Origin of the sequence: Agrobacterium sp. a22-2 (assembly GCF_012276985.1) — a bacterium.
Lineage (GTDB): Bacteria > Pseudomonadota > Alphaproteobacteria > Rhizobiales > Rhizobiaceae > Allorhizobium.
This window is the reverse complement of the sequence record NZ_JAAXMM010000021.1, coordinates 16,387-27,876: the sequence shown is the minus strand read 5'-3', so window position 1 is coordinate 27,876 and position 11,490 is coordinate 16,387. Positions and strand designations below refer to the sequence as shown.

The 11,490-nt window shown below is 61.1% G+C and carries 12 protein-coding genes and 1 pseudogene; 8 read left to right on the top strand and 5 right to left on the bottom strand.

Annotation, left to right across the window (positions count from 1 at the left end):
* The first annotated feature begins 239 nt into the window (after positions 1-239).
* The 3 genes from HFC70_RS24380 (at position 240) to HFC70_RS24370 (ending at position 2,370) form a co-directional block, all read left to right on the top strand.
* Positions 240-1,277 (top strand): LacI family DNA-binding transcriptional regulator, encoded by a 1,038-nt coding sequence (locus HFC70_RS24380; protein ID WP_210259426.1) that lies wholly within the window; start codon positions 240-242, stop codon positions 1,275-1,277.
* 122 nt (positions 1,278-1,399) lie between these two features.
* Positions 1,400-1,849: a hypothetical protein gene (locus tag HFC70_RS24375; protein ID WP_168475908.1), complete on the top strand. Its 450-nt coding sequence runs from the start codon at positions 1,400-1,402 to the stop codon at positions 1,847-1,849.
* Positions 1,846-2,370 carry a hypothetical protein gene (locus HFC70_RS24370; RefSeq protein ID WP_168475907.1) on the top strand — a complete coding sequence of 175 codons (525 nt, stop codon included), beginning with the start codon at positions 1,846-1,848 and terminating at the stop codon, positions 2,368-2,370. Before HFC70_RS24375 ends, HFC70_RS24370 begins: the two co-directional genes overlap by 4 nt.
* A gap of 63 nt (positions 2,371-2,433) precedes the next feature.
* On the opposite strand, the gene cysN is transcribed toward HFC70_RS24370, so the two are convergent.
* The 3 genes from cysN to HFC70_RS24355 form a co-directional block, all read right to left on the bottom strand.
* Positions 2,434-3,912, bottom strand: coding sequence for a sulfate adenylyltransferase subunit CysN (gene cysN, locus HFC70_RS24365; protein ID WP_168475906.1), 1,479 nt, complete (start codon positions 3,910-3,912; stop codon positions 2,434-2,436).
* A 1-nt stretch (position 3,913) separates the two neighbouring features.
* Positions 3,914-4,864, bottom strand: coding sequence for a sulfate adenylyltransferase subunit CysD (gene cysD / locus HFC70_RS24360; protein WP_168475905.1), 951 nt, complete (start codon positions 4,862-4,864; stop codon positions 3,914-3,916).
* Between the two features lie 108 nt (positions 4,865-4,972).
* On the bottom strand, positions 4,973-5,722 hold the full coding sequence (locus HFC70_RS24355) for a phosphoadenylyl-sulfate reductase (protein ID WP_168475904.1): 750 nt from the start codon (positions 5,720-5,722) through the stop codon (positions 4,973-4,975).
* Positions 5,723-6,049: 327 nt separating this feature from the next.
* On the opposite strand from HFC70_RS24355, the gene HFC70_RS24350 reads away from it, so the two are divergent.
* The 3 genes from HFC70_RS24350 to HFC70_RS24340 all read left to right on the top strand — a co-directional run bounded on the left by HFC70_RS24350 (position 6,050) and on the right by HFC70_RS24340 (position 7,765).
* Positions 6,050-7,033: a calcium-binding protein gene (locus HFC70_RS24350; RefSeq protein WP_168475903.1), complete on the top strand. Its 984-nt coding sequence runs from the start codon at positions 6,050-6,052 to the stop codon at positions 7,031-7,033.
* A gap of 151 nt (positions 7,034-7,184) precedes the next feature.
* Positions 7,185-7,463, top strand: a complete 279-nt coding sequence (locus HFC70_RS24345) for a YlcI/YnfO family protein (protein ID WP_168475902.1) — start codon at positions 7,185-7,187, stop codon at positions 7,461-7,463.
* Positions 7,460-7,765 (top strand): type II toxin-antitoxin system RelE/ParE family toxin, encoded by a 306-nt coding sequence (locus HFC70_RS24340; RefSeq protein ID WP_168475901.1) that lies wholly within the window; start codon positions 7,460-7,462, stop codon positions 7,763-7,765. The genes HFC70_RS24345 and HFC70_RS24340 overlap by 4 nt, the downstream gene beginning before the upstream one ends.
* A 3-nt stretch (positions 7,766-7,768) precedes the next feature.
* On the opposite strand, the gene betA is transcribed toward HFC70_RS24340, so the two are convergent.
* Positions 7,769-9,421, bottom strand: coding sequence for a choline dehydrogenase (gene betA, locus HFC70_RS24335; RefSeq protein WP_168475900.1), 1,653 nt, complete (start codon positions 9,419-9,421; stop codon positions 7,769-7,771).
* 99 nt (positions 9,422-9,520) lie between these two features.
* On the opposite strand from betA, the gene HFC70_RS24330 reads away from it, so the two are divergent.
* Together HFC70_RS24330 and HFC70_RS27330 are read left to right on the top strand one after the other, a co-directional pair.
* On the top strand, positions 9,521-9,832 hold the full coding sequence (locus HFC70_RS24330; RefSeq protein ID WP_168475885.1) for a hypothetical protein: 312 nt from the start codon (positions 9,521-9,523) through the stop codon (positions 9,830-9,832).
* A gap of 10 nt (positions 9,833-9,842) precedes the next feature.
* Positions 9,843-10,016: pseudogene (locus tag HFC70_RS27330) on the top strand (helix-turn-helix domain-containing protein); the annotation flags it as partial.
* A 10-nt stretch (positions 10,017-10,026) separates the two neighbouring features.
* Here HFC70_RS27330 and betB read toward each other — a convergent pair.
* Positions 10,027-11,490 (bottom strand): betaine-aldehyde dehydrogenase, encoded by a 1,464-nt coding sequence (gene betB, locus HFC70_RS24320; RefSeq protein WP_168475898.1) that lies wholly within the window; start codon positions 11,488-11,490, stop codon positions 10,027-10,029.

Genomic DNA, 11,490 nt, shown 5'->3' with positions numbered 1-11,490 from the left:
TGCTGCAGCGCACAATATTTTCAGGGAGAGTGGCTTTCCGAAGGTTGCAGCGATCTTGAAGCTGCGCTAGGCTCGCAATTGTGGGTTGTTTGAAACAATGCCAAGTCTCGATGCTCGGAGCAGACCGGCTTCCGTCGCCAAGACTTGACATTGTTTGATAACCGGATGGCAGGCAGGGGATGCGGCGGCGTCTTCTGCCGGTCACGAGACCAGGCAGGCACCATCGGGGCAGGTGATATTTGGCAGTTAAGCGGCGTCGGCATCGGCAGGAACGTATCACTCTCATTGATGTCGCAAGGGTCGCAGGCGTCAGCTCAATCACGGTATCACGGGCGCTTCGCAATCCGGAAAAGGTCTCGCCGAAACTGCGCGAGACCATTCTGCGGATCATCGAGGAAATGGGCTATGTGCCGGATTTTGCGGCCCGCGCGCTGGCCAGCCGCAATAGCGGCATCATCGGCGTGCTGTCGCCCGTTCTGGCCAGCTATGTGTTTCTCAGCGTCATGCGCGGCATCGAGGACCGGGTTCGCTCCACCGACCTGCGCATCCAGTATGCCAATACCCATTTCGATCCCGATGAAGAAATCAAGCAGCTGAAACTGTTCTTCGGACAGAACCCCGCCGGCATCATCATTGCCGGGGTGGAGGTGCACGAGCCGGTCATCGAACTGTTGAAAAAGGCGCCGTGCCCGGTTGTGCAGATCATGGACGTCACCGTGCCGCCGGTCGACATGGCGATCGGCATCGATCACCGCGCCGCAGCGATTGCCGCGACCCGCCATCTGCTGGCGGCCGGCTACCGGCGCATCGGCCTGCTCGGCGGCCATATGGACATCCGCGGCCGCCACCGTCTTGAAGGCTATCGCTCCGTGCTGGAGGAGGCAGGCCTCTTCGATCCGGCCCTGGTGCAATCCTCCGACATGCATACCAGTGTCGGCGCCGGCTGTACCCTGCTGGACCGGCTGCTGCGCCAGGCGCCCGGTACCGATGCCGCCTTCTGCCACAATGACGATATCGCGCTCGGCGTGCTGTTCGAATGCCAGCGCCGGGGCTTACGCGTGCCGGACGATTTCGGCATCTGCGGCTTCAACGACCTGGACTTCACCAGCGTCTCCCAGCCGACGCTCACCACCGTTCGGCTGCCGCGCTACGAGATCGGCTTTCGCGCCGTCGACATGATCGTGCGCGCCGATACCGACAACCGCACCCGCGGCACCGTCGATCTTGGCTACACGCTGATCGAACGGCAATCGACGCGGAAAGGTTGGCAGGCGTAATCGACTAAGCTTCTCGGGACCGCATGCAAAGGCCGCAATTTTTCATGGGCCACTCAATCAAAGATTGAATATATCTTGCGTCCATGGTAGTATTCTTGAGTTAAAGTCCACGAGGCGGTGCTATGTCTCAGAACAGATTTATCATTTTAATTCTGGCATTTGTAGCGTCCGGCAGTGAGGGCGTGAACGCACAGGGCGGCGCAAAAGCCGAGGCCCTCGAAAGTGTGCAAAAAATACTTCCCTTGATCTGCGGATCGTTTCCTCAGGGAGGATCGGCCCAAAAAGTTGAGATAAAAGGCGAAGCAAAGGCAACGATAAACGGCCTTTTGAAGAAGCTCGCCGATCTTGGCATTGAAGGAGCTGCTGACTTCAGTAGCGAAGAGTATGTTGGCGTCTTGCGAAGTGAAATAGGCGCCGAACTTAAAAGTGTCCGTGACTGCAACCAGAAGGTCTATGCGGATTTCTCCAAGATAATCGCCGTAGGAAGCTCGGGCGATGTCACCATCAACAACCAGTCGCCTGATAACGTCAACATTGTAAATGGATCGGGCAATACGGTGGTCAAGAAATGAAGCCATGCCTGATCGTGTTGGTTTTGATGCTGATGTCATGGCCAGTAGCAGGTCAGCAGACTGCCATCGAAAACGGCTCGCCATGCAACGTTAATATTGTCGGTGGCGATGGCAACAACGTCACCATTGATTGTCGAGGTCGGCATGATTCTGATGATGGGCCGAAAAATGTTCGCCTCGTGATCGGCTCCAACAATACGCCGATTGTCAGCGGACTGATCAACTGGGATTTTATAAATCCCTCGCTAAGCCACTTCGCACTTGAGATAGATGAGGAGGAAATCATTTATCAGACGATGGATAATGTGTTTGAAGACGAGCGGGTGACGCTTGAGAGTGGCGAGCATTTCTATCGTATGGAAGTATCGTTCCAATATATAAATGGCGTTTCTGCACGCACATCGTGTTCGGGAATTGTAGATGCCCAGATATCAGCTTCGGTTGTCCCTCGGTTGGCTATTGCGCAAAATGCGATGAATGGCAATTTGTCACCGATCAATTGCGGGTTTCAGCTGAGATGACGGGTTCTGCCCTTGGTCAAGGAAAAGGCGGCTGTCCGGAGTGCCGACAGCCGCCTTCGGTGTTCAGCCGTCCAGCCCGTCGAACAGGGCGCGGGCGGCGCCGGCGGTGACGCGGCGGGTTTCCACCTCGTCGCGGCGGCTGGCCAGCAGTTCGGTTGCCATCACCTGGTCGGCGAGATCGGCCGGCAGCGAGACGATGACCCGGGCGTCATGGGCATGCAGCCCGCCGAGATCTGAACGCTTGGCGGTGATCATGCCGCCGGCCACCGTGTTGTTGGTGTCGGGGTCGATCAGGATGAAGGCGCCGGTGGCGCGGTTCAGCTCATAAGCATCGAACACGGCCTTTTCGTCGAAATCCAGATGCACCTTGCCGATGCCGTTCATCGGCAGGGTCTCGGCCTGGCTCCAGGTACCGGTCTTCAGGTCGAGCTGCGAGATCGGCTGCACCTGCACGCGCTGGCGGCGCGAGCCGGATTTCAGCCAGTAGCGTTTGCCCGGCAGAATGCCGTCTGGCTGCAGGGCCACCATCTGCGCGTCGAAGGACAGGCCGATCTGCGGCTGGCTGTCGAGCGAGACGATCATGTCGCCGCGCGACACGTCGACCTGCCGGTCGAGCACCAGCGTCACGGCATCGCCGGCAACGGCGGCATTGCGCACCAGGTCGAAGGTGACGATCTGCTTGACATTGGCAATGGCGCCGGAAGGGAGGATGGCGACGCTGTCGCCCGGCTTCACCGCGCCGCCGGCCACCGTGCCCTGATAACCGCGGAAGCTTTCGCCCGGACGGCAGACGCGCTGCACGGGCAGGCGGAAGCCGGTGGTCTGGGCCGAGCGCAGGGTGGCCAGTTCCAGGGTTTCGACCAGCGTCTGGCCATCATACCAGGGCATCACTGATTTGCCGGAATAGACGACGTTCTCGCCCTTCAGCGCCGACATGGGGATGGTGGTGATCTGGCGCACGCCGAGCGTCAGGGCGAGCGCCTTGAACTCGGCGGAGATCGCCTCGAAACCGGCGCGGTCGTAGTTCGTCAGGTCGATCTTGTTGATCGCCAGCACGAACTGCTTGATGCCCATCAGCGAGGCAATGGTGGCATGGCGGCGGGTCTGCTCCAGAATGCCGGTGCGCGCATCGACCAAAAGCACGGCGAGATCGGCGGTCGAGGCGCCGGTTGCCATGTTGCGGGTATATTGCTCATGGCCCGGCGTGTCGGCGACGATGAACGAACGCTTGTCGGTGGCGAAATAACGATAGGCGACATCGATGGTGATGCCCTGTTCGCGTTCGGCCTGGAGCCCGTCGAGCAGCAGGGCGAAATCGGGCAGGCCGAGATCGTTCTGCTTGCCGCTGTCGCGGTGCAGCGTCGCGGCCTGGTCTTCCTTGACCGCCTTGGTGTCCCACAGCAGTCGGCCGATCAGCGTGGATTTGCCGTCGTCGACGCTGCCGCAGGTGATGAGGCGCAAGGGTCGGACATCGCGGCCGACAAAGACCGGTTCAGCCTGGGGCAGGGTGTCGGCAAGGGCGGTGGCGCTATTGGGCGTCATCTCAGAAATATCCTTCGCGTTTTTTCTTTTCCATCGATCCGGCCTGGTCCTTGTCGATGGCGCGGCCCTGGCGTTCGGAGACGGTGGCGATTTCAAGTTCGGCGATCACTTCATCAAGCGTCGTCGCCGTGGAGCGGATGGCTCCGGTCAGCGGGAAGCAGCCGAGCGTGCGGAAACGGATCATGCCCTCCTGGCGCACTTCGCCGGGCAGCAGTTCCAGCCGCGGATCTTCGGCGAGAATCATCATGCCGTCGCGCTCGACGAAGGGGCGCTTGGCGGCGAAATAGAGAGGCACCAGCGGGATCTGCTCGGCCTGGATATAGCGCCAGATGTCGACCTCGGTCCAGTTGGACAGCGGGAAGGCGCGCACGCTCTCGCCCTTGCGGATCATGCCGTTATAGACGTTCCACAGTTCCGGGCGCTGGTTGCGCGGGTCCCAGCGATGGTCGGGCGTGCGGAACGAATAGATGCGCTCCTTGGCGCGGCTCGCCTCCTCGTCGCGACGCGCGCCGCCGAAGGCCGCGTCGTATTTGCCGGCGTCGAGCGCCTGGCGCAGCGCTTCGGTCTTCATGATGTCGGTATAGAGCGACGAACCGTGGCTGAACGGGCTGATCTTTTCGGCCGCGCCGCGCGGATTGGTATGGGCCACCAGATCGAGATCGTAGCGGTCGACCATTTCGTCGCGGAAGGCGATCATTTCCTTGAACTTCCAGCCCGTGTCGACATGCAGCAGCGGGAAGGGCACGCGGCCGGGATAGAAGGCCTTGCGCGCCAAGTGCAGCAGCACGGATGAATCCTTGCCGACCGAATAGAGCATGACAGGCTTTTCGAACTCGCCGGCCACTTCACGGAAAATGTGGATCGCTTCGTTTTCCAGCGCTTTCAGATGCGGATCGAGCGGCGCCTTGGGAGGCTGGTCTTTGGAATGGGTGTCGAACTCGGAATGGTGCATATCGTTATCCTGGCGGCCTTCAGGCCCTTTTTCTTGCGGCTTCGCCCCGCTCGCCGTCGGCGGGAGAGGCCGGTGCGGACGGGGCGTTTGCCTGTCGTTCGATGCTGTTCAGAGCGAACTGGAGGTCAGTGACGTGGCGGCAGCCTCCGGCACATGCAGTCCGCATTCGCGCTTTTCGTCGTTTTCCCACCACCATCGGCCGGCCCGTTCCGGTTCGCCCGGCTTGATCGCCCGCGTGCAGGGCTCGCAGCCGATCGAGGGATAGCCGCGCGCATGCAGCGGGTTGATCGGCACGGCCTGCGCTTCCACATAGGCGTTGATATCCTCCAGCGACCAGTCGGCCAGCGGATTGATTTTCAGCAGGTTGCGCTCCGCGTCATATTCGGCAAACGGCGTGGCGGCGCGATTGCCCGACTGGCCGCGGCGCAAGCCTGTGACCCAGACGGCAGCGCCTTCCAGCGCCCGCGCCAAAGGCTTCAGCTTGCGCACATGACAGCAGGCGTGCCGGGCTTCGACGCTGTCGTAGAAACCATTGAGGCCATACTGGCTGGCATAGGCATCGATATCGGCCTGGTCCGGCACGTAGCGCTTGATCTGCATGCCGAAGCGGTCTTCGGTCTCGGCCATCAGCGCCACGGTCTGCGGAAACAGCCGGCCGGTCTCAAGCGTCGCCACCTCGATCGGCAGACAGGCGAGGCCAATGGCTGCGGTGATCACCTGGTCCTCGATCCCGAGGCTGGTGGTGAAGACGGCGCGGCCGCCAAGCTCGGCGACGAGACGCAGACGGGCCGTCAGATCGAGGCCGGCAAGCGTGGCATCGAGCGTTTCGGCGTCCTGGGCGGGATTTTGAGCGGTCATCTGACTTTCCTGCTGACTATGGACGGATTATTTCAGCTTTGTCGATCGACGGACAGAAATCGCCTTTCCCTTGCGCGGGTTGCAAGAGCAAATATCTCTCATCTCAGGCGGTGCGACAAGAAATCCACCCGATATTCCAAATGTTCGGGCCAAGGCCGTGTCGGGTCTCCGGCCGTTGCCGCGTGCCGGTCCATCCGGCCTCGGCATGCAAAAACGTGCGCAATGGCCCGCGCTCGATTTCCAGAAATCGGAAAATTTAAACTTGACTCCATAAGTCACCTTAAATAACTGGTGGTGAATACTCAAGTTTATCAGGGAGACTTCCGAATGGCTATCACCATCCGCGCCAATGACGCCAACAAGGACGGCAGGGGCATCAATTTCAGCAATTATCTCAGCACGTTTGCGTCCTCTTACACGGCCTCGGGCTATGGCGCTTTCAGCGGTGCCGATGGCATGTCGGGCAAACAATGTGCGACCACGGACGCCAACAAATATGGCGTCGTGTTCGGTGCCAGCCAGACCGATTGGGCCTATGACATGTCCACCCACCAGGTGGCCGGATCTCTGAATGCAGTCTCTTTCGGCAGCAACGTCACTTTGAATTCGACCAATCATGTCTTCTCCTACACACCGGATGTGCAGATTGCCGGTCTCAGGATCGAAGATAGCGCCACCGCCAACACCATCCGCGGCGACCTCACCGATGGCACGACCAGCAGCCTGGTGAACGCGATCAAGACCGAAAGCATCAAATTCGTCGGCAGTACCGGCAGCGATGTCTTTTCCGGCTACGGCCAAAATGATGTGATCGACGGCAATGGCGGTAACGACACGCTGCTCGGAAAATCCGGTAACGACACGATCGGTGGCGACGCCGGCAATGATGTATTGAACGGCGGACTCGGCGTCGACGTGCTCAATGGTGATGCCGGCAATGACAAGCTGTATGGCGGCAACGGCAACGATTCGCTGAATGGTGGCGAGGGCGTCGACCTGCTGAACGGCGGTTTGGGCAATGACAAGCTCTACGGTGGGGCCGGCAACGATGTCCTGATCGGCGGCGGCGGCAACGACACTTTCATTTTCGTTGGAAACGGCGGCGCCGATACCGTCTATGATTTCGACGCCGGAAGCGCCGCGACCGATGTGCTGCGGTTGAGCAAGGCGATACTCGACAGTTTCTCCGACGTCGCGGCCAATGCAGCCGACACCGCCCAGGGTGTCCTGATCGATTATGGCAACAGCACCATCCTCCTGGCCGGCATTGAGCTCTCCGAGCTGCGCGCCAACGACTTCCTGTTCGTCTAAGTAAGACACACGAACCCAAAACAGTAAGGGCAGGCATGCCTGCCCTTTTGCCGTCAATGGCACGCCCATAGCCACCTCTGTTCCCACCCTTCTTGATCCTCGCCCGGTTGAAGGGCATACTGCATCGCAATTGCAACGCAGGAGGCTTTCGATGAAATCCGCAACCCTTCCCTCGCTTCGTGTCGACCCCGAACTGCGCGCCGCTGCAGAAAGCGTGCTGAACGAAGGCGAGACCCTTTCGGCCTTTGTCGAAAGTTCGGTGAAGGCGCAGATCCACTACCGCAAGACCCAGGCCGAATTCATCGCCAGGGGGCTGGCAGCGCGGGAGCATGCCAAGACCACGGGCATCTATTACACAAAGGAAGATGTCCTCGGCATGATGCGAGAAAAGCTTGAAAAGGCGAAGGCGAAAGCCGCGAAAGCCGGATGAGCCGCAAACTTCAGTTCGCCGAAGCATTCTTCATCGACATCGAGCGGTATTACGACCATTTAACCGAAACGGACCCGCGCCTAGCGGACAGGGCCTACGATGCCATTTCCAAGGCGCTTTCGGTGTTGGAGGGTTTTCCGCTCATCGGACGAAGGGTTGCGGTCGACGACGACACGATCATGACCCGCGAGTTGCTGATTCCGTTCGGAACTTGGGGTTACGTTGTTCTCTATGAAGTCGAGGATGCCGAGACGGTCACCATCCTCGCGATCCGCCACCAGCGCGAAGACGACTACCACTGAGCCTCACCGATCGCTCGTCTCCCAGCGCGGGTTCATCCATGGTTCCTGATTGCTGCGGGGCAGGGGCTGTTTGCCGAGAATATGGTCGGCGGCCTTCTCACCGGTCATGATCGACGGGCCGTTGAGATTGCCGTAGGTGACACGCGGGAAGATCGAGCTGTCGGCCACCCGCAGGCCCTCGACGCCGATCACCCGCGTTTCGGGGTCCACCACCGCCAGCGGATCGTTCCTGTCGCCCATCCGGCAGGTGCCGCAGGGGTGATAGGCACTTTCCAGATGCTCGCGCAGGAAGCCGTCGATCTGCTCGTCGCTCTGCAGCGCTTCGCCCGGCTGGATTTCCGGTCCGCGGAATTCGTCAAAAGCCTGCTGGCCAAAGATCTCGCGGGTCAGCCGCACGCAGTGCCGAAACTTCTCCCAATCCTCCGGATGGCTCATATAGTTGAAGCGGATCACCGGATCGGCCATCGGATCGGAAGAGCGCAGTGTCACGCTGCCGCGCGATTTCGACAGGTTGTAGCCGACATGGGCCTGGAAGCCGTGGCTCTTGGCGGCCGCCTTGCCGTCGTAGGAAATCGCCACGGGCAGGAAATGATACTGGATGTCCGGCCGCTTGACGCCGGCGCTCGAGCGCAGGAAGGCGCAGGCCTCGAACTGGTTGGAGGCGCCAAGCCCGCCCTTCGACAGCAGCCATTGCGCGCCCGCCACCCCCTGCCAGAACCACGGCAGCCAGGAATAGAGGCTGACCGGCTTGGTCGAGACCTGCTGGAAGTAGAATTCCATATGATCCTGCAGATTGGCGCCGACCCCCGGCCGGTCGACCTTGACCTCGATGCCCATCTCTTTCAGGTGATCCGCCGGGCCGATGCCGGACAGCATCAGCAGTTTCGGCGAGTTGAACGACGAGGCCGAGACGATCACCTCGCGATGGGCCTTCACCACCTCAATCCGGCCGCCCCGCTCGATCTCGACGCCGACGGCCCGGCCGTTCTCGATCACCACCTTGCGGGCGAAACAATGGATGACCCGGCAATTGTCGCGCTTCAGCGCCGGCCGCAGATAGGCATTCGCCGCCGACCAGCGCCGGCCCTGATGGATGGTCTGCTCCATCAGGCCGAAGCCTTCCTGCTTGGAGCCGTTATAGTCCTCGGTCGCCTCGAACCCGGCCTGCTTGCCGGCCTTGATGAAGGCATGGAACAGCGGATTGTTGACCGGCCCGCGCTGCACATGCAGCGGCCCGTCCGTGCCGCGCCAGCCGGCCTCGCCGCCATGGCTATGCTCCATGCGCTTGAAATAGGGCAGGACATCCGCATAGGCCCAGCCGCGCGCACCAAGCTCTTCCCAGTTGTTGAAGTCCTCGGTGTGTCCCCGCACATAGACCAGGCCATTGATCGACGAGGAACCGCCCAGCACCTTGCCGCGCGGCGCGGTAATGCGGCGATTGTTGAGCTGCGGCTCCGGCTCCGATAGGTAACCCCAATTGTAGCGCTTCATGCTCATCGGCCAGGCCAGTGCCGCCGGCATCTGGATGAACGGCCCGAAATCCGTGCCGCCATATTCCAGCACGATCACCGAATGTTTGCCATCCTCCGACAGCCGGTAAGCCAGTGCCGAGCCGGCCGAACCGGAACCGATGATGATGTAATCTGCCTGGTTCATGGAGATAGCTTCCTAAACATGTGCTAGATCTGCACGGGGTGGAGTTGACGATCGGCCCCGGGAAGGCGAGAGTTCTGTTGGTCCAGTGGAGATATGATGATGGGTGATCAGAAAATGCGTGAAAGCCGATCTCCCGCGAGTGACAAGGCGGCTTCGTTGAAGCTGGATTGCCGGGACGACTACGGCGAAAACAACAAGTCCCGTCGCAAAAACATTCCGCTTTTCAAGGCGCAGTCGAATCGGCGAGCGCGCCACTCTGCAAAAGTTGCCGTTGAACAGACGATCGAAAGCAGCGGGGACGTCACCGACGCCAAGCTCGCAAATGCCGACAAGAAAGCACTTCATCCGTTCAAGACCAAACATTCCGATCGCCCCTTGGGTGAATGCCTGGAGTTGCGAAAAAAGCGCTGACAGCCGCATCCGCACCTACCGCGGCATGACCGTTTCCGAGCTCGCTGCCGCGGCCGGCATTTCGCAGCCCTACCTGTCTGAAATCGAGAGCGGCAAGAAGACCGGCAGCGTCGACGTGCTGAAGCGCATCGCGACCGTCCTCAGGGTCGATCTCGACGATCTCGTGGTTGATAAGGCCGACTGAGCCTGCCATCTCAATACGGCGCCTCGACTCGGCCCATGCCGACGTAGATCGTCTTCAACTCGCTATAATGCTCCAGGGCCGCTGCCGAATTCTCGCGGCCGAAGCCGGATTGTTTCGAGCCGCCGAACGGCATTTCCACCGGGCAGAGATTGTAGGTGTTGATCCACAGCGTGCCGGCCTCGAGCTGGTCGACCACCCGGTGGGCACGCGCCATGTCGGCGGTAAAGACGCCGCCGGCCAGGCCGAATTCGGTGTCGTTAGCGCGGTCGATCACCTCCGCCTCGTCATCAAAATCGAGCACGCACATGACAGGCCCAAAGATTTCTTCCCGCGCGATGGTCATCCCGTCGGTAACGTCGGCAAACACCGTCGGTTGCACGTAATAACCTTCGCCCGACACCGTGTTGGGAATGCCGCCGCCGGTGATGAGCGTCGCGCCTTCGGCCTTGCCCTTTTCGATATAGCCGAGCACCTTTTCGCGCTGCGCAAAGGACACCATCGGCCCCATCTGCGTCGCCTCGTCGGTCGGGTCGCCGATCAGGATGGCCTCGGTGCGGGCCTTCAGCCGCTTCAGGAACTCGGCCTTGATGGCGCTGTGTACGAAGACGCGCGTGCCGTTCGAGCAGACCTGGCCGGTCGAGTAGAAATTGCCGAGCATGGCGCCGCCGATCGCGCTGTCGAGATCGGCATCGTCGAAGACGATGATCGGCGACTTGCCGCCAAGCTCCATCGTCACATGCTTGAGGCTACCGGCCGCCGCGGCCGCCACCTTGCGGCCGGTCGGCACCGAGCCGGTCAGCGACACCTTTGCGACGTCGGGATGGTTGGTAAGCAGCGGACCGGTGTCGCGGTCGCCCTGGATGACGTTGAACACGCCCTTCGGCAGGCCGGCCTCGATCAGGATTTCGGCGATCTTCAGCGCCCCCAGCGGCGTCATTTCCGACGGCTTGAACACCATGGCATTGCCGGCGGTCAGCGCCGGAGCCGCCTTCCAGCAGGCGATCTGCTGAGGATAGTTCCATGCGCCGATGCCGACCACCACGCCGAGCGGCACGCGCTTGGTATAGGCCCAGTCACCCCCAAGCGGAATCTGGCTGCCGTTCATCGCCGAGGGCGCGATGCCGCCGAAGAATTCCAGCGCATCGGCGCCCGATGTCGGGTCGGCGACGATGGTTTCCTGGATCGGCTTGCCGGTATCGAGCGTTTCCAGCTCCGACAGTTCGCGGTTGCGGGTCCGCATGATCGCCGCGGCATTTTTGAGGATGCGGCCGCGCGCCATCGGGCTCATTGCCGCCCATTCTTTCTGGGCGCGCTTGGCCGAGGCCACGGCCTGCTCGACGATCGCAGGCGTTGCCGCATGCAGCCGGGCAATCACTTCGCCGGTCGCCGGATAAAGGCTCTCGATCACCGTGCCGGCGGTGTCCTCGACATAACAGCCGTCGATGAAGTGCGAGGCTTTCGGTTGGGCTTTCAT

Excerpts from the sequence above, each read along its gene's own strand:
- cysN (WP_168475906.1), bottom strand. The coding sequence starts at position 3,912 with ATGACGCCCAATAGCGCCACCGCCCTTGCCGACACCCTGCCCCAGGCT.
- HFC70_RS24370 (WP_168475907.1), top strand. The coding sequence starts at position 1,846 with ATGAAGCCATGCCTGATCGTGTTGGTTTTGATGCTGATGTCATGGCCA.
- HFC70_RS24355 (WP_168475904.1), bottom strand. The coding sequence starts at position 5,722 with ATGACCGCTCAAAATCCCGCCCAGGACGCCGAAACGCTCGATGCCACG.
- HFC70_RS24350 (WP_168475903.1), top strand. The coding sequence starts at position 6,050 with ATGGCTATCACCATCCGCGCCAATGACGCCAACAAGGACGGCAGGGGC.
- betA (WP_168475900.1), bottom strand. The coding sequence starts at position 9,421 with ATGAACCAGGCAGATTACATCATCATCGGTTCCGGTTCGGCCGGCTCG.
- HFC70_RS24375 (WP_168475908.1), top strand. The coding sequence starts at position 1,400 with ATGTCTCAGAACAGATTTATCATTTTAATTCTGGCATTTGTAGCGTCC.
- HFC70_RS24340 (WP_168475901.1), top strand. The coding sequence starts at position 7,460 with ATGAGCCGCAAACTTCAGTTCGCCGAAGCATTCTTCATCGACATCGAG.
- HFC70_RS24345 (WP_168475902.1), top strand. The coding sequence starts at position 7,185 with ATGAAATCCGCAACCCTTCCCTCGCTTCGTGTCGACCCCGAACTGCGC.
- HFC70_RS24330 (WP_168475885.1), top strand. The coding sequence starts at position 9,521 with ATGGGTGATCAGAAAATGCGTGAAAGCCGATCTCCCGCGAGTGACAAG.
- cysD (WP_168475905.1), bottom strand. The coding sequence starts at position 4,864 with ATGCACCATTCCGAGTTCGACACCCATTCCAAAGACCAGCCTCCCAAG.
- betB (WP_168475898.1), bottom strand. The coding sequence starts at position 11,490 with ATGAAAGCCCAACCGAAAGCCTCGCACTTCATCGACGGCTGTTATGTC.